Here is a 15513-nt window from a genome sequence, read left to right as displayed (position 1 = left end):
GTGTGGGGGCGGAAACCGGGGGCCGTCGGCGTGTCGGGGACACACGGGATGTCGGGGACACACGGGACCGGCCCGGGGACGCTGCGCACGACCGGGGCCCGACACGAACGGGGCGCCAGGAGCCGGATCAGTACGCGAAGACCCCGCGCGGCGGACCGCGCCGCACCACGCTGTGCCGCAGCGCGGCACCCGCCGGAAGCGGACTCTCCCCGCCCCGGACGCCGAACCGACGGGCCGGACCGGCCGCGCCGAACAGGCCGCGCAGCAGCGCCGCCACCAGCACCAGCGCCGACCGCAGCGGCGCCGCCCAATGCTCCCGGGCCGCCGACGCGGTCACCCGCACCAGCCGCCACAGCGCCGCCTCACCACGCCGCAGCCACCAGCCCGCCACCAGCGCGGCGGCCAGGTGCCCGGCCAGCATCGACGGCGTCATCCCGAACACGCCGCCCTGCCACCACGGGGCGACGGCGTACGCGTTCGGGTCCAGGCCCGCCGAGGAGACCAGCTGCTCGGCGGTCGGGCTCCCGGGCAGGCCGGCCAGCGTGCCGGGGCGCGCCTCGTTGCAGATCAGCCGGCCCGCCACGGTCGGCAGGGTCAGCGGACCGGAGCCGCCGTGGTGCATGCCGGCCATGCCGCCGATCGCGGCGTGGCCGTTGAAGCTGTGGAACAGGCAGTGCAGCCCGAGCTGACCCGCGCCCAGCGCACCGGCGATGGCCGTCAGCGAACGCTCCCGCCCGCTGCAGGCCACCGCGAGCACCAGCACCGCGGCGAAGCCCGTCGCCAACGCGGCCGGCGGCACGTTCCCGCCACCCGCCAGGGCGTGCCCGGCGGCCGCTATCAGCGTGCACACCAGGGCGAACGGGACGGCCCGGGCAAGCCGCAGGTCCCAGGCGGCGGCCCCCACCGGCGCATCCGGTGCGAGGGCGCCCGGGAGCGGGGCGGCGGGGAGGGCAGTCATGGCCGAGACATCATCTCACCGCCTACCTCGCCCGCGTGGGCAGGGTGGGAAATCCCTACGAATGCCCCGTTCGGCAGCGGCGTGCAGGCCGGAGAGTGCGCCACTCGGCACAATCCACGGCCTCAGTCCATCCGCCGAACGGGCGGCAGCGGGCCCCGGGCACGGTTCACCGCCGAATCGCCCGGAGATACCTAGTTGTATGTGGAGCCGCAGCCAGGAGGGACCTCCCGTGGACATCTGGTGGACTCTGCACCTCAAGCGCGACCCGGCCAGCGTCCCGCTGGCCCGGCGCATCCTGCTCGGTGCCATGGCGACGGCGGGCGTCGACCCGCAGATCGCCCACGACCTCGGCGTCGCCCTCAGCGAGGCCTGCGCCAACGCCGTCGAGCACGGCGCCGGCGGGCGGCCCGACGACGGCTTCCAGGTCACCGCCTCGATCAGCGGCGACCGCCTGCGGATCGAGGTCACCGACTCCGGCCCCGGCCTGCCCGGCCCCGTCGGCACCCCCGCCCCGGCGCTGCGCCGCCGCCCCGTCCCTCCGCCGCCGCCCCGCCCGGCCGCGCACCGCCGCCCCCGCCGCGGCCGCGCCACCGTCCCGGCCCGGGTCCTCACCGCCCACCAGCCCCGGCGCGACGGCCACCCCTACGACACCCACGTCCTCCCCGCCCGCCCCGCGGTGCCCACGCTGCGCCCCGTGGACCTCGACGCCCTCCCGGACCTCACCGCCGAATCCGGCCGCGGCCTCTTCCTCATCCACGCCCTCACCGACCACGTCCAGCTCCGCAACCACCCGCTCCGGGGCGCCATCGTGAGCTTCGACAAGATCCTCAAGTGGCAGGACGGGGCCTTGCTGCGGGCGTCCTGACACGGCGAACTGATGACGACGCGCTGATGACGGCGGGCTGATACGACGAGCTGATACGACGAACGCCGGGGGCGCGGACCACGGTCCGCGCCCCCGGCGTTCACCCGGTTTCAGGGTCAGCTGTGCGCGCCGGCCTTGCGGCGGCGCAGGACGAACACGGTGCCGGCGCCGGCCGCCAGGACGGCGGCGCCGCCGAGGGCGATCGGCAGGGTGTTGGAGTCGGCACCGGTCTCGGCCAGGTGCGGGCCCGCCGACGGCGAGGCGGAGGCCGAACCGTGGCCGGCGGCCGCGGGGGTCGTGGCGCCACCGGCCTCGGCGACCCGGAACTTGCCCTCGAAGGGGTTGTAGAACTGGGTGCAGGCGTTCGGCTTGTTGTTGGCCGGAGTGGGCACCTTGTCGTTGTCGAACGCGTCGGAGCCGGCGTCGTAGTTGGCGCCGTAGTTCCCGACAGGGGCCTTGGCGGTGGCGGCGATCCGGACCTGGTAGGTGATCTTCTCGCCCTTGGCCAGCTTGATGTCCGGCGACTGGAGGGAGCGGTCGTCGAGCTTTGCGGGCTTCCAGCCGGAGCCGGTGTTCAGCTGCACGTCGAAGAACTCGGTGCTCCACTGGACGGGGTAGTCCCCGTCGAACTCGTCGGTGACGTAGAGCGAGTTGTGGACGACGGGCAGATCGATGCCGCTGTTGTTCTGCCAGGTCACGCTCAGCTCGGCGGCCGGTCCGCCCTTGACCAGGGTGGTGCCGTACAGGCCGGAGCCGGTGACCTTGAGCAGCGGGCTCTGGTGCACGCCGCCGCTGCACCGCATGCTGTTGGTCGGGGTCGGCATGGGCAGGGTGGACGGCCGGTTGGTGGGGGTGGCCGTCGCGGTGCTGCTGGGGGTGGTGCTCGGAGTCGCCGTGGTGGGGGCGCTCGGGGTGGTGCTCGGGGCCGGGGTGCTCGGCGCCGGGGCGCTCGGGGTGGCCGTGGTGGAGGTGGGGGGCGGAGAGGAGGGGACTCCGACCGCACTCGCGCTGACGGCGCCGACCGTGGTGCCGAAGGAGAGCGCCATCAGCGCGGAGGCGGCCAGAAGGCGAGAAGAGCGCACGTTGAGAAGCTCCAGATTGGGGTAAATGGGGTCGATTTCGGGCGACTTGAGGCCTCCGGCAGGGCCGTCGGCGCGGGTCGCGCCCGCGAACCCTACCGGTTGCGAGTGGCTTGTTTCGATCAGATTTGGCGCTAAGTGATCGATGCTGCCCAGGCGCCCGTTCGGCCACCGGTTGCCGGGGTGGCCGGGGGGCCTGACGATGGCCGCATGAAGCACCAGATGCGAGCCGAGTACGGGGCCGGGGGTGCGACCGGCGGGGTGCGGTTGTGGCACATGGTCCGGGGGATGGAGAGCGTGGCGATGTGCGGCCGGGAGCTCGACCCGGACGCGCAGGTGCGGGAGCCCGTGGACTGGGGCAAGACGCCGGAGCTGTGCTGCCACACCTGCGGGGCGTACTACCTGCGCGAGACGCCGTACCTGTCGGCCGAACACCAGTAGTGCGTCCACGGGTGGTCTACCGTGATCGGCATGGAGCAACCCCTCGCCCGGCCGCGGTCGTTGACCCGTGAGGCCGCCGGGCTGCGGTCCGGCGTACCGGACCTGTCCGAGCACGTCGACCGTTTCTGCGCGCTGGTCGAGCGGGTGGACCCGCTGATCCACGCGTTCGTCCCGGAGCCGGGGCGGCACGACCGGCTGCACGCGCAGGCGCGGGCGCTGGCCGCGCGGCACCCCGAACCGGCCGGGCGGCCGCCGCTGTACGGGGTGGCGGTGGGGGTCAAGGACATCGTGCACGTGGACGGGCTGCCCACGCACGGCGGTTCGGCGCTGCCGCCGGGGGTCCTGGCGGGGCCGCAGGCCGTGGTGGTGGACCGGCTGCGGGCGGCCGGGGCGCTGGTCGCCGGCAAGACGGTGACCGCCGAGTTCGCGGCGAGCGCGCCAGGACCGACCCGCAACCCGCACCATCCCGGGCACACCCCGGGCGGCTCCAGCAGCGGGTCGGCGGCGGCGGTCGCGGCGGGGCTGGTGCCGCTGGCGGTCGGCACCCAGACGGTCGGGTCGGTGATCCGGCCGGCCGCGTACTGCGGGGTGGTGGGCTTCCGGCCCACGTACGGGCGGATCCCGATGGCCGGGGTGATCCCGAACGCGCCGAGCTTCGACACCCTGGGGGTGTTCACGGCCGACCTGGCCGGGGCGGCCCTGGCGGCCGCACTGCTCTGCGACGACTGGCGGGGCGAGGCGGCAGCCGGGGGCGGGGGCCGGCCGGTGCTCGGGGTCCCGGACGGGGCGTACCTGGAGCGGGCCGAGCCGGCGGCGCTGCGCGCCTTCGAGGAGAGCCTGGAGCGCCTGGCGCAGACCGGCCTGACGGTGCGCCGGGTGCCGCTGTTCCCGGACTTCGCCGGGATCACCCGGCAGTTGCAGACGATCAACCGCTTCGAGCTGGCCCGCAGCCACGCCGACTGGTTCGCCCGGTTCGGCGGCCTGTACCGGCCGGAGACGGCGGCCAGCATCCGGGTCGGCCAGGGCGTCGCGGCCGAGGACCGGGCGGCCGCGCTCCAGGCCCGGGAGCGGTTGCGCGAGCGGGTCGCCCGGGCGACCGCCGAGGCCGGGGTGGACCTGTGGCTGGTGCCGTCGGCGACCGGCGGGGCGCCGGAGGGCCTGCACAGCACCGGGGACCCGGTGATGTCGCTGCCGTGGAGCTACCTGGGCCTGCCCGCGCTGAGCCTCCCGGCCGGGCGGACGGCGGAGGGGCTGCCGCTGGGCCTCCAGGTGGTCGGCACGGCGGGCGGCGACGAGCGGCTGCTGGCCCAGGCGGCTTTCCTGGAAGGGGCGCTGGGCCGAGAAGCCTAGAAGCGTTCTAGGCGAGCGCCGGGTCGGCCGGGTCGGTGGCCTCGGCGCGCAGCAGGCGCAGCAGGAGGCGGGCGGCCCGCTGGTAGGGGATGTCCTCGTCGTGCAGCACGGCCTGGGAGTTGGCCGTCTCCAGGAGGGCGATCAGGGCGAAGGCGAGGTCGTCGAGGTCGGTGTCGGGCCGCAGGCCGCCGGTGGCGCGGGCCTCGGCGAGGGCGTCGGCGATCACCTGGCGCCACTCGCGGGCGCAGTCGGCGAGGGCGTCCCGGACGGCGCCGGGGCGGGCGTCGAACTCGGCGGTGACCTCGTAGAAGAAGCAGCCGCCGGGGAAGATCCGGGCCCGGGAGTAGGCGAGCCAGCTCTCGCAGAGGGCGCGGGCCCGGGCGAGGCCGGGCGGGGTGTCGGCGACCGGGGCGACGACGGCGTCGGCGAAGATGCGGCGGGCGGCGCGGACGGTGGCGAGTTGGAGCTCCTCCTTGGAGCCGAAGCCGGCGAACACGCCGCTCTTGCTGAGCCCGAGGTCGGTGGCGAGGCGACCGATGGAGAGTGCGCCGAGGCCTTCGACGGAGGCGATCGTGACGGCGCGGTGCAGCACGGCCCGGCGGGTCTCCTCGCCGCGTAGGACCCGTCCGTCCGTGGTCGATCCGGCCATCGGCCACCTCAGTTCTCGTCGTCGCCGTCGCCGTCGCGGTGCGTGCCGCCAGGGTAGCCCGGGGGTGGGCGGCGGACTTCCCGTCCATAAAACTGTACGAACGGTCGTGCTAATATCCGGACCCAGCACGGCCCCCGCACCCCGGCACGCCCGTCCGCACCGACAGGGAGACCGCATGGACCCGGCCCTCGCACTGGTTCGCACCGCCCTCAACACCACCTCGCACCTGGCGCCCCGGCTGGCCGGCCGCGCCGCGTACGAGCTGTTCCAGCGTCCGCTGCGGCGCAGCGCCGTCCGCCCCGCCGAGCGGGAGACCCACCGGCAGGCCGCCGTCGAGCGGATCACCGTGAACGGCAAGGAGGTCGTCGTCTACCGCTGGGGCGACGGCGCCCGGCCGGTGCTGCTGATGCACGGCTGGCGCTCCCGCGCCTCGCGCTTCGCCCCCTACGTGCCCCGGCTGCGCGCGCTCGGGCTGAGCCCGGTCGCCTTCGACGCGCCGGGCCACGGCGACTCCGGCGGCCGGGCCACCACGGTGCTGGAGTACCGCGCCATCGCCGGGCAACTCCAGGACGGCTACGGCGGGTTCGAGGCGATCGTGGCGCACTCGCTGGGCGTGGCCGGGGCGTTCCTGGCGCTGCGCGAGGGAGTCCGGGCCGGGCGGCTGGTCGCCCTCGCCGGGGTCAGCGAATTCGCCTACCTGCCGGGCGCGTTCTGCGCCGGGCTCGGCCTCGGCCCGGTGATCGAGCGGGACCTGCGGCACCGGATCGAGCACGAGCTGTTCGCCGGCACCGAGGACCCGTGGCGGCGCTTCGACGCCGCGCACCGGCCCGAGGAGGTGCCGCCGCCGATCCTGGTGGCGCACGACGAGGGCGACGACGTGGTCGGAATATCGCACGCGCGGCGCCTGAAAGCCGCGTACGGTGACCGGCTGGAACTACTGGTCACCCGAGGGCTCGGCCACCGCCGGATCGTCGCCGAGCCCACCGTCATCGACAACGCGATCGGCTTCCTGTCGGCCGGTCAGGAGGTCAGCGCCGCATGAGCCGTGCCGGAGAACTCGTCGAACTGCACGCCCGATCGCTGGAGTTGGCCGCCGAAGTGGTGGACGGCCTGCGGCCCGACCAGCTGGAGCTGCCGAGCCCGTGCGCGGGCTGGACGCTGAGCCGGCTGATGGGGCACATCGTCGGCCAGCACCAGGGCTTCGCCGCGGCCGCCCGCGGCGCCGGGCCCGACCTCGCGCTCTGGGCCGACGCCCCGGTCGGCGACGACCCGGCGGGCGCCTTCCGCCGCACGGGCGCCGAGCTCACTGCGGCGTTCCGCGAGGCCGCGGCGGCCGGGCGCGACGTCTGGCTGCCGGAGATCCAGCACGGCGGCCCCTTCCCGCTGGCGCACGCGGTCGGCTTCCACCTGCTCGACACCCTGGTGCACGGCTGGGACGTCGCGGCCGCGCTCGGTGTCCAGGCCCCGTTCACCGCCGTCGTGGACGGCGACGAGGAGCTGGCGGCGACCCTGCTGGCGGTCGCCGAGGCCGTCCCGGCCGCACCGGAGAACCGGGTGCCGGGCAAGGCGTTCGCACCGCGCCTCGAAGCGGGTACGGCGGGCGGCCGGTTCGACCGCGCGCTGGCCCTGCTCGGGCGGGACCCGGCCTGGAAGGCCTAGGAACGCGGGCCCGGATAGCCCGGTTCGGAGAGCTAGGCGTGCCGGCCGCCGCGCTGTTCGTCGGGGAAGCGCGGCCCGCCGATCAGGAAGAGCAGCGCGGCGGTCGGAAAGCCGGTCGAGGCGGCCACTAGCACGATGAACTCCCAGAACATCTCCTGCTCCTCGTCAGTCCCGGGCCGCCCGGACACCCGAAGGTGATCCCAAACCTGACAGGCCCTGATTGGCCGAATTGTCCGGTCGTTATTCGACGGTATGACCGGATTGCCCCGGCTGCCACCGGGCGGCGGCGACCGGCCCGCGCCACACCGGCGCAGGGGTCTGGGCGCGGGCCGGGGGCGGCGGCCACACTGTCGGGATGCAGCTACAGCTCGCAGGGGAAGCACGGCGGCCGGACCGCGAGAGCGAGGACTTCGCGGCGGCCTCGCCGGAGGCGCTGGTACTGCTGGACGGTGCGAGTTCGCCGACCGGCCTGGAGTCCGGGTGCCGGCACGGAACCGCCTGGTACGTCCGCCGGTTGGGCGTGCACCTGCTCGCCCGGCTCACCGACCGGGTGGACCGCTCGATCGCCGAATGCCTGGCCGACGCCATCGTGGAGACGGCCGCGCTGCACGGCGGCCGCTGCGACCTGGGCCACCCCAACACCCCCGCGGCGATGGTGGTGGCTGCCCGCCGGCACGGCGAGTCGCTGGAGTACCTGGTGCTCGGCGACTCGCTGCTGGTGCTGGAGTACAAAGACGGCCCGCCGAAGGTGATCGGGGACAACCAGCGCTTCCCCGGCGGGGAGGAACTGCGCCGGCAGGTCTGGGCGACCGTCCCCGGCTCGGCCGAGCGGGCCGCGCTGCACCTGGAGTACGCGCTGGCCGTCCGGTCCGCCCGCAACCGGGGCAACGGTCCGTGGATCGCCGCGGCCAGCCCGAAGGCGGCCGGGCACGCCGAGACCGGCTTCGTCCGGCTGGAGCGGCTGCACGCGCTGGCCGCGCTCACCGACGGCGCCTCGCGCTTCACCGAGCGCTTCGGGCTGGGGAGTTGGGCGGACGCGCTGCGGCTGCTCGCCGAGTCCGGTCCGGGTGAACTGATCGCGCAGGTCCGCGAGGTCGAGCGGGCGGACGCCGCCTGCGAGCGCTGGCCGCGCGGCAAGGCGCACGACGACGCCTCGGCCGTCTACGCGCTCCTGTAGCGCGCGGAGGACGGCCGAGGCGTCGCCGGGGGTGGTGCCGTCAGTCGATCGGGTGGCCGAACCGGCCGGACTGGAAGTCCCGCATGGCCTGCTCCAGTTCGCGGTGGCTGTTCATCACGAACGGCCCGTACCAGGCGACCGGTTCGCGGATCGGCTGCCCGCCGAGCAGGATCACGTCCAGGTTGGGGTGGCGGGAGTCCTGCTTGGTGTCGGCGGTGATGGTGATGGTGTCGCCCTCGCCGAACACGGCCGCCTGCCCGGTGTGGATCGGGCGGCCCTCGGCGCCGACGGTGCCGTCGCCGTTGAGGACGTAGGCGAGCGCGTTGAAGTCCGGCCGCCACGGCAGGGTGACCTGCGCGCCCGGGGTGATGCTGGCGTGCAGCAGGGTTATCGGGGTGTGGGTGACGCCCGGGCCCCGGTGGCCGTCCAGCTCGCCCGCGATGAGCCGCAGGATCGCGCCGCCGTCCGGGGTGGAGAGCAGCTTGACGTGGCCGCCGTGGATGTCCTGGTAGCGCGGGGCGGCCATCTTGTCGGAGGCCGGGAGGTTGACCCACAGCTGGATGCCGTGGAACAGGCCGCCGGTGGCCACCAGCGACTCCGGCGGCGTCTCGATGTGCAGGATGCCCGAGCCGGCCGTCATCCACTGGGTGTCGCCGCCGCCGAGGTGGCCGCCGCCGCCGTGCGAGTCCTTGTGGATGAACTCGCCGTCGATCAGGTAGGTGACCGTCTCGAAGCCGCGGTGCGGGTGCCAGGGCGTGCCCTTGGGCTCGCCGGCGGCGTACTCCACCTCGCCCATCTGGTCCATCATGATGAACGGGTCGAGGTGCTTGGTGTTGATCTTGGCGAAGGCGCGGCGGACGGGGAAGCCCTCGCCTTCGAAGCCCTCGGGTGCGGTCGCGATGGTGAGGACCGGCCGGGCGCTGGTGGCGGCGGGGTCGGGGGTGGCGACGCGCGGCAGGGTCAGCGGGTTGTCGACGGTCACGGCGGGCATGTCGGCCTCCTTCGGGGGGTTCCTCTGGCCTACGTCCACGAGGTTAGTTCAATTCTCAACAACAAGCAAGTTGAAAGTTGAACCATATGGTGACGAAGGAGCGCGGGGCTCCTCCTCCAGGATGGGTCAGCCGTACATGCGGCGCATGGTGAAGTCGACCATCTGCTCGACCGCCTTGGCGTCGAACACCATCCGGTGCTCGCCCTCCATGTCCAGCGCGAAGCCGTAGCCGGTCGGCAGCAGGTCCAGGACCTCGGCGCCGGTGACGGTGAAGTGCTTGGAGTCCTTGCCGGCGTAGCGGCGCAGCTCCTTCAGCGAGCTGAACATCGGGATCACCGGCGTCGGCGTGTTGTGCAGCGCCAGGAAGCCGGGCCGCTCGCCGCGAGGGCAGTGCACCTTCGAGGTGATGAAGATGGCCTGGAAGTCCTCGACCGCCATCGAGCCCGTGGTGAACGCCCGGACGGCGTCCGCCAGCGACGGCGGGGAGGGTTCGGGGTAGAGGGACTGCTGGGACGCCTGCGACTGCGCGCCGTAGGCGTCGGGGCCGGGCATGCCGTTCATGCCCGGCTGCGGACCCGCCTGCTGCTGGTAGGGGTCGCCCGGGTATGCGTTCTGGTCATATCCGTACACACGGACAGGCTATCGGGAGCGCACCCGCCCGTGCGGGCGTCGATCCTGACAAGGACTGGTCGTCCCGCCTTGTGGGACGTGACCACGTTCATAGCGGATTCATCGCCAGGGGCTTGCCCAAGTTACCGCTGGGTAGCATCATGATGCGTACTGGTGGGTACGGGGCGCCCGAACGCGGCGGTCTCCCGGAAGCGACGAACCGGAGAAAACGGCCATGGGTCACTACAAGTCCAACCTGCGGGACGTGGAGTTCAACCTCTTCGAGGTGTTCGGTCGCGAGCAGGTCTACGGCTCCGGACCGTTCGCGGACATGGACGTCGAGACCGCGAAGAACATCCTGAGCGAGATCTCGCGCCTCGCCGAGAACGACCTCGCCGCGTCCTTCGTCGACAGCGACCGCAACCCGCCGGTCTTCGACCCCGAGACCAACACCGCGCCGGTCCCGGCCACCTTCAAGAAGAGCTACCAGACCTACATGGACGCCGAGTGGTGGCGTCTGGGCATCCCGGAGGCGATCGGCGGCCAGGTCACCCCGTCCTCCCTGATCTGGGCCTACGCCGAGCAGGTCCTGGGCTCCAACCCGGCCATCTGGATGTACTCCTCCGGCCCCGCCTTCGCCGGCGTCGTCCACGACGAGGGCACCGAGGAGCAGAAGAAGGTCGCCCAGCGGATGACCGACCGCCTCTGGGGCGCCACCATGGTCCTCACCGAGCCCGACGCGGGCTCGGACGTGGGCGCCGGCCGCACCAAGGCGATCAAGCAGGAGGACGGCTCCTGGCACATCGAGGGTGTGAAGCGCTTCATCACCTCGGGCGAGCACGACATGTCCGAGAACATCATCCACCTGGTGCTGGCCCGCCCGGAGGGCGGCAAGCCCGGCACCAAGGGCCTGGGCCTGTACATCGTCCCCAAGTTCGACTTCGACTGGGAGACCGGCGAGCTGGGCGAGCGCAACGGCGCCTACGCCACCAACGTCGAGCACAAGATGGGCCTCAAGGCCTCGAACACCTGCGAGATGACCTTCGGCGCCAAGCACCCGGCCAAGGGCTGGCTGCTCGGCGAGAAGGTCGACGGCATCCGCCAGATGTTCAAGATCATCGAGTTCGCCCGGATGATGGTCGGCACGAAGGCCATCGCCACCCTCTCCACCGGCTACCTGAACGCCCTGGAGTACGCCAAGGAGCGCGTGCAGGGCGCCGACATCTCGCAGTTCCTGGACAAGACCGCCCCGCGCGTCACCATCACCCACCACCCGGACGTGCGCCGCTCGCTGCTCACCCAGAAGGCCTACGCCGAGGGCATGCGCGCGCTGGTCCTGTTCACCGCGTCCGTCCAGGACGACATGGTGGCCGCCGGCCTGCGCGGCGAGCGCGACGAGGCCGCCGAGCGCCTCAACGACCTGCTGCTGCCGATCGTCAAGGGCTACGGCTCCGAGAAGTCCTACGAGCAGCTCGCCCAGTCCCTGCAGACCTTCGGTGGCTCCGGCTACCTGCAGGAGTACCCGATCGAGCAGTACATCCGGGACGCCAAGATCGACACCCTCTACGAGGGCACCACCGCGATCCAGGGCCAGGACTTCTTCTTCCGCAAGATCGTCAAGGACGGCGGCCAGGCGCTCACCGCGCTGTCCGAGCAGATCCAGAAGTTCCTCGGCGCGGCCGAGGGCGGCGACGCCCTGGCCGCCGAGCGCGAGCTGCTCGCCAAGGCCGTCGGCGACCTGGACGCCATCGTGGGCAAGCTGCTGGCCGACCTCACCTCGGTCGAGCAGGACGTCAAGAACATGTACAAGGTGGGCCTCAACACCACCCGCCTGCTGCTCGTCTCCGGCGACGTCGTCGTCGGCTGGCTGCTGCTGCGTCAGGCCGCGGTGGCCCTGGCCAAGCTGGAGGCCGGCGCCTCGGAGAAGGACGTCCCGTTCTACCAGGGCAAGGTCGCGGCGGCCCGCTTCTTCGCCAAGAACGTCCTGCCGACCGTCGCCCCGCAGCGGCTGATCGCCGAGGGCATCGACAACGAGATCATGGACCTGGCGGAGGAGGCCTTCTGAGGCCCTCGCCCCACCCGTCACCCGCCGCCGCGCCCCCAAGGGCGCCGCGAGGGGCGTGACACCTCTCCGACCGCCTGACACCACCCTCACGTCGAAGGGCCCGGCTCCCGCCGGGCCCTTCGACGTTGCTGCCCGTTCGCCGCCCCGCACGCTGTCCGTTCGTGGTCCCGCGCGCCGCCCGTTCGCCGCCCCGCACCCGTCGCCGAGTTCGCCCGTTTCGCACCTGTTGCACGGGGCCGGCGGCACGGTCTCGGGCATGGCGATGACCGTCCGCGACCGGGGCGGATCTCTGGGTGTACGGAGTTCGGCACGGCGTCACTTCACGGTTGTGTCCTCGTTCTGCATCCGTTGGGAGGTTCCGAATTCCCTGTCCGTGTACGGGCATATGCTCAAGGTGCGAAGCCGACTCCCCATCCGGCTTCAGCCCTCCCTCGACTCAGGAGCAGTATGTCGACCGCCGCCGCCCGCCAGGCATTCTTCGACCGGACGCACAGCGACGATCTGATCGCGTTCCTCGGCACCTCGCCGTCCCCGTACCACGCGGTCGCGAGCGCCGCCGAGCGGCTGGAGAAGGCAGGCTTCCGGCAGGTCGCCGAGACCGACGTCTGGGACGGCGCCGCCGGCGGCCGTTACCTGATCCGGGGCGGCGCCCTGATCGCCTGGTACCTGCCGGAGAGCGCCCGCCCCGAGACCCCGTTCCGGGTGGTCGGTACCCACACCGACTCGCCGAACCTGCGGGTCAAGCCGGTGCCGGACACCGGCTCGGCCGGCTGGCGCCAGGTCGCCGTGGAGATCTACGGCGGCGTCCCGCTGAACACCTGGCTGGACCGTGACCTCGGGCTCTCCGGCCGCCTCGCGCTGAAGGACGGCAGCTCGCGGCTCGTCCAGCTGGACGAGCCGCTGCTGCGGGTGCCGCAGCTCGCGATCCACCTGGACCGCCAGGTCAACGACGGCATGAAGCTCGACAAGCAGCGCCACCTCACCCCGATCTGGGGCCTCGGCCCGGTCGACGAGGGCTCGCTGATCTCCTACGTCGCCGAGCGCGCCGGCGTGGACGCCGCCGACGTGGCGGGCTGGGACCTGATGACGCACGACGTCCAGCCGGCTGCCTACCTGGGCCGCGACCGCGAGCTGCTGGCCGGCCCGCGCCTGGACAACCTGCTGTCCGTCCACGCCGCCACCGCCGCGCTGGCCGCCGTCGCCTCCGCCGAGGGCGCCGCCGACCTGCCGTACATCCCGGTGCTGGCCGCCTTCGACCACGAGGAGACCGGCAGCGAGTCGGATACCGGCGCGCAGAGCCCGCTGCTCGGCAACGTCCTCGACCGCACCGTCCACGCGCGCGGCGGCACCCCGGAGGACCGCGCCCGGGCGCTCGCCGGGACGATCTGCCTCTCCTCCGACATGGGCCACGCCGTCCACCCGAACTACGCCGAGCGGCACGAGCCGGGCCACCACCCGCTGCCGAACGGCGGGCCGATCCTCAAGGTCAACGTCAACAACCGCTACGCGACCGACGGCGTCGGCCGGGCGGTGTTCGCGGCCGCCTGCGAGAAGGCCGGCGTGCCGTGGCAGTCCTTCGTGTCCAACAACGCGATGCCCTGCGGCACCACCATCGGCCCGATCACCGCGGCGCGCCTCGGCATCAAGACGGTGGACTGCGGCATCGCGGCGCTGTCCATGCACTCGGCGCGCGAACTGTGCGGCGCCGAGGACCCGTACCTGCTGGCCAGTGCGATCAAGGCGTTCCTGGAGGGCTGATCCCGGGCTGATCCCCCCTCAACGGCGAAGGGGCCCGGCGGAGTACGCTCCGCCAGGCCCCTTCCGCACTGGACGGGCCACTCCAGGGCTACTCCAGGCCGGCGAGCACCAGCGGCAGCCGGCGCGCGCCGTCGGCGACCAGCTTCACCGGCACGCCCCAGTCCTGCTGGTGCACGTGGCAGGCCGGGAACTCGATCTCCGGATCGTCGTCGCAGGACGCGGCCATCGCCGAGACGTGCAGCACGCCCTCGGCGACCTCCTCGGAGAGGACCAGCTCGCGCGACAGGTCGCTGTCCGCGCCCGCGCCGGAGACCAGCAGCTCGGGCGGGGTCGCGCTGACCAGCAGCCGGGTGGACGGGCCGTACCGCTCGTCCAGCTTCTGGCCGCTCGGCGCCGAGAACACCACGTCCAGCCGGAACGCGCCCGGCGCGACCTCGGTGGCCGCCCGCCGGGTGCGGTGCGCGACCGACTCGACCCGCACCGCCTCCTCCGGCAGCCGCAGCCTGGTCAGCCGGTGCCGGGCCGACTCGACCACCACGATGTCCCCGTCCACCAGGACCGCGCCGGACGGCTCGCGCAGGTCGGTGGCCAGCGTGGTGACCTCGCCGCTCGCCGGGTCGAAGCGGCGCAGCGCGTGGTTGTAGGTGTCGCTGATCGCCACCGAGCCGTCCGGCAGCACGGTGACGCCCAGCGGGTGCTGGAGCAGCGCCTGCTCGGCCGCGCCGTCCCGGTGGCCGAAGTCGAAGAGGCCGGTGCCGACGGCGGTGTGGACCGCCCCGGTTTCACGTGAAACCCACCGGATCGCGGACGTCTCCGAGTCGGCCACCCACAGCCGCTCGCCGTCCGCCGAGACCGCCAGACCGGACGGCTGGGCGAACCAGGCCTCGCCGACGGGCCCGTCCACCAGGCCCTCGTTGGTGGTGCCGGCCGCGACGCCGACCGTGCCGGCGGCCGGGTCGTACGCCCACAGCTGGTGCACGCCGGCCATCGCGATCCACACCCGGCCGTCGAACCAGGCGACGTCCCACGGCGAGGAGAGGTCCACCTCGCGGGCCGGGCCCTCGGTCGCCGAACCCTGCCACCACTGGCGGCCGGTGCCCGCCAGCGTGGCCACGGAGCCGTCCGCCAGCCGCACCCCGCGCAGCGCGTGGTTGACGGTGTCGGCCACGATCACGTCGAAGTCCGAGCCCTCCGGCAGCAGCGCCAGCCCCTGCGGCTCGCTGAACCGGGGGCTGGTGCCGTCCACCAGACCGCGCTGCCCGTCGCCGATCCGGCGGACCACCGTCTCGCCGTCCTCGGCCAGCTCCACCAGCGAGTGGTGGCCGGAGTCGGCGACCAGGAAGTGCCCGCCGGGCAGCCGGACCGCCTTGCCCGGGAACTTGAGATCCCCCGCGGTCGGCTCCGGCGCCACGTACGGGCCGTCGCCGCGGCGCAGCGTGCCCTTCGCCGCGTGCTCGGCCTCCAACTCCTCCACCAGCCGCGCGATCGCGTGCGCGTGGCCCTCACCCGCGTGCTGGGCGACCACGTACCCCTCCGGGTCGATCACCACCAGCGTCGGCCAGGCCCGTACGGCGTACTGCTTCCACGTCGCCAGCGCCGGGTCGTCCAGCACCGGGTGGTGCACCTCGTACCGGGCGACCGCGTCCACCACGGCCTGGTGGTCCGCCTCGTGCACGAACTTCGGCGAGTGCACCCCGACGATCACCACGGTGTCCCGGTGCTTCTCCTCCAACTCCCGCAGCTCGTCCAGGACGTGCAGACAGTTGACACAGCAGAACGTCCAGAAGTCCAGGATGGTGATCTTGCCCCGGAAGTCGGCGAGCGTCAGCTCCTTGCCACCGGTGTTCAGCCAACCGCCTGCCCCGACCAGCTCGGGGGCGCGTACACGTGCACGAGATGCCATGCCTCAATC

At 73.3% G+C, this 15513-nt stretch carries 14 protein-coding genes; 8 read left to right on the top strand and 6 right to left on the bottom strand.

The annotated features are described in order from the left end of the window. Positions 1 to 127 precede the first annotated feature (127 nt). Complete coding sequence (locus tag A6F73_RS15620) at positions 128 to 958, bottom strand: hypothetical protein (RefSeq protein WP_107452895.1); 831 nt, start codon at positions 956 to 958, stop codon at positions 128 to 130. Positions 959 to 1187: 229 nt separating this feature from the next. Between A6F73_RS15620 and A6F73_RS15615 the strand changes: the two genes are divergently transcribed. Continuing rightward, positions 1188 to 1823 (top strand): ATP-binding protein, encoded by a 636-nt coding sequence (locus A6F73_RS15615; RefSeq protein ID WP_063348369.1) that lies wholly within the window; start codon positions 1188 to 1190, stop codon positions 1821 to 1823. Positions 1824 to 1939: 116 nt separating this feature from the next. On the opposite strand, the gene A6F73_RS15610 is transcribed toward A6F73_RS15615, so the two are convergent. Then, on the bottom strand, positions 1940 to 2905 hold the full coding sequence (locus A6F73_RS15610; protein ID WP_159398465.1) for an LAETG motif-containing sortase-dependent surface protein: 966 nt from the start codon (positions 2903 to 2905) through the stop codon (positions 1940 to 1942). A 207-nt stretch (positions 2906 to 3112) separates the two neighbouring features. Between A6F73_RS15610 and A6F73_RS15600 the strand changes: the two genes are divergently transcribed. Both A6F73_RS15600 and A6F73_RS15595 read left to right on the top strand, forming a co-directional pair. After that, positions 3113 to 3343 carry a hypothetical protein gene (locus A6F73_RS15600; RefSeq protein WP_063348366.1) on the top strand — a complete coding sequence of 77 codons (231 nt, stop codon included), beginning with the start codon at positions 3113 to 3115 and terminating at the stop codon, positions 3341 to 3343. A gap of 30 nt (positions 3344 to 3373) precedes the next feature. Beyond that, positions 3374 to 4693 carry an amidase gene (locus A6F73_RS15595; RefSeq protein ID WP_063351232.1) on the top strand — a complete coding sequence of 440 codons (1320 nt, stop codon included), beginning with the start codon at positions 3374 to 3376 and terminating at the stop codon, positions 4691 to 4693. Positions 4694 to 4700: 7 nt separating this feature from the next. On the opposite strand, the gene A6F73_RS15590 is transcribed toward A6F73_RS15595, so the two are convergent. Continuing rightward, positions 4701 to 5342 (bottom strand): TetR/AcrR family transcriptional regulator, encoded by a 642-nt coding sequence (locus A6F73_RS15590; protein ID WP_063348365.1) that lies wholly within the window; start codon positions 5340 to 5342, stop codon positions 4701 to 4703. Between the two features lie 175 nt (positions 5343 to 5517). Between A6F73_RS15590 and A6F73_RS15585 the strand changes: the two genes are divergently transcribed. The 3 genes from A6F73_RS15585 (at position 5518) to A6F73_RS15575 (ending at position 8178) form a co-directional block, all read left to right on the top strand. Continuing rightward, positions 5518 to 6384: an alpha/beta hydrolase gene (locus A6F73_RS15585; RefSeq protein WP_063348364.1), complete on the top strand. Its 867-nt coding sequence runs from the start codon at positions 5518 to 5520 to the stop codon at positions 6382 to 6384. After that, positions 6381 to 7001: a TIGR03086 family metal-binding protein gene (locus A6F73_RS15580; protein ID WP_063348363.1), complete on the top strand. Its 621-nt coding sequence runs from the start codon at positions 6381 to 6383 to the stop codon at positions 6999 to 7001. Before A6F73_RS15585 ends, A6F73_RS15580 begins: the two co-directional genes overlap by 4 nt. 355 nt (positions 7002 to 7356) lie before the next feature. Beyond that, the gene (locus A6F73_RS15575) at positions 7357 to 8178 is read left to right on the top strand and encodes a protein phosphatase 2C domain-containing protein (protein ID WP_063348362.1); all 822 of its coding nucleotides are present in this window, start codon (positions 7357 to 7359) and stop codon (positions 8176 to 8178) included. Between the two features lie 40 nt (positions 8179 to 8218). Here the strand turns inward: A6F73_RS15575 and A6F73_RS15570 are convergent, their stop codons facing one another. Together A6F73_RS15570 and A6F73_RS15565 are read right to left on the bottom strand one after the other, a co-directional pair. Continuing rightward, positions 8219 to 9169 carry a pirin family protein gene (locus tag A6F73_RS15570; protein ID WP_063348361.1) on the bottom strand — a complete coding sequence of 317 codons (951 nt, stop codon included), beginning with the start codon at positions 9167 to 9169 and terminating at the stop codon, positions 8219 to 8221. 126 nt (positions 9170 to 9295) lie between these two features. Then, positions 9296 to 9730, bottom strand: a complete 435-nt coding sequence (locus A6F73_RS15565) for an SseB family protein (RefSeq protein ID WP_107452894.1) — start codon at positions 9728 to 9730, stop codon at positions 9296 to 9298. Positions 9731 to 10013: 283 nt separating this feature from the next. On the opposite strand from A6F73_RS15565, the gene A6F73_RS15560 reads away from it, so the two are divergent. Both A6F73_RS15560 and A6F73_RS15555 read left to right on the top strand, forming a co-directional pair. After that, positions 10014 to 11843, top strand: coding sequence for an acyl-CoA dehydrogenase (locus tag A6F73_RS15560; RefSeq protein WP_063348359.1), 1830 nt, complete (start codon positions 10014 to 10016; stop codon positions 11841 to 11843). 447 nt (positions 11844 to 12290) lie between these two features. After that, positions 12291 to 13601 carry a M18 family aminopeptidase gene (locus A6F73_RS15555; RefSeq protein WP_063348358.1) on the top strand — a complete coding sequence of 437 codons (1311 nt, stop codon included), beginning with the start codon at positions 12291 to 12293 and terminating at the stop codon, positions 13599 to 13601. An 88-nt stretch (positions 13602 to 13689) separates the two neighbouring features. Here A6F73_RS15555 and A6F73_RS15550 read toward each other — a convergent pair whose 3' ends face one another. After that, the gene (locus A6F73_RS15550; RefSeq protein WP_063348357.1) at positions 13690 to 15504 is read right to left on the bottom strand and encodes an NHL domain-containing thioredoxin family protein; all 1815 of its coding nucleotides are present in this window, start codon (positions 15502 to 15504) and stop codon (positions 13690 to 13692) included. Between the last annotated feature and the right edge of the window lie 9 nt (positions 15505 to 15513).

It is taken from the genome of Streptomyces sp. MJM8645, from assembly GCF_001625365.1.
Taxonomy (GTDB): Bacteria; Actinomycetota; Actinomycetes; order Streptomycetales; family Streptomycetaceae; genus Kitasatospora.
Note: the sequence above shows the minus strand (reverse complement) of the source record. Positions and strands in the feature narration are given on the sequence as shown.

Coding starts and splice junctions, on each gene's coding strand:
- A6F73_RS15620 (WP_107452895.1), bottom strand. CDS start 958: ATGACTGCCCTCCCCGCCGCCCCGCTCCCGGGCGCCCTCGCACCGGAT.
- A6F73_RS15600 (WP_063348366.1), top strand. CDS start 3,113: ATGAAGCACCAGATGCGAGCCGAGTACGGGGCCGGGGGTGCGACCGGC.
- A6F73_RS15595 (WP_063351232.1), top strand. CDS start 3,374: ATGGAGCAACCCCTCGCCCGGCCGCGGTCGTTGACCCGTGAGGCCGCC.
- A6F73_RS15590 (WP_063348365.1), bottom strand. CDS start 5,342: ATGGCCGGATCGACCACGGACGGACGGGTCCTACGCGGCGAGGAGACC.
- A6F73_RS15585 (WP_063348364.1), top strand. CDS start 5,518: ATGGACCCGGCCCTCGCACTGGTTCGCACCGCCCTCAACACCACCTCG.
- A6F73_RS15580 (WP_063348363.1), top strand. CDS start 6,381: ATGAGCCGTGCCGGAGAACTCGTCGAACTGCACGCCCGATCGCTGGAG.
- A6F73_RS15575 (WP_063348362.1), top strand. CDS start 7,357: ATGCAGCTACAGCTCGCAGGGGAAGCACGGCGGCCGGACCGCGAGAGC.
- A6F73_RS15570 (WP_063348361.1), bottom strand. CDS start 9,169: ATGCCCGCCGTGACCGTCGACAACCCGCTGACCCTGCCGCGCGTCGCC.
- A6F73_RS15565 (WP_107452894.1), bottom strand. CDS start 9,730: ATGAACGGCATGCCCGGCCCCGACGCCTACGGCGCGCAGTCGCAGGCG.
- A6F73_RS15560 (WP_063348359.1), top strand. CDS start 10,014: ATGGGTCACTACAAGTCCAACCTGCGGGACGTGGAGTTCAACCTCTTC.
- A6F73_RS15555 (WP_063348358.1), top strand. CDS start 12,291: ATGTCGACCGCCGCCGCCCGCCAGGCATTCTTCGACCGGACGCACAGC.
- A6F73_RS15550 (WP_063348357.1), bottom strand. CDS start 15,504: ATGGCATCTCGTGCACGTGTACGCGCCCCCGAGCTGGTCGGGGCAGGC.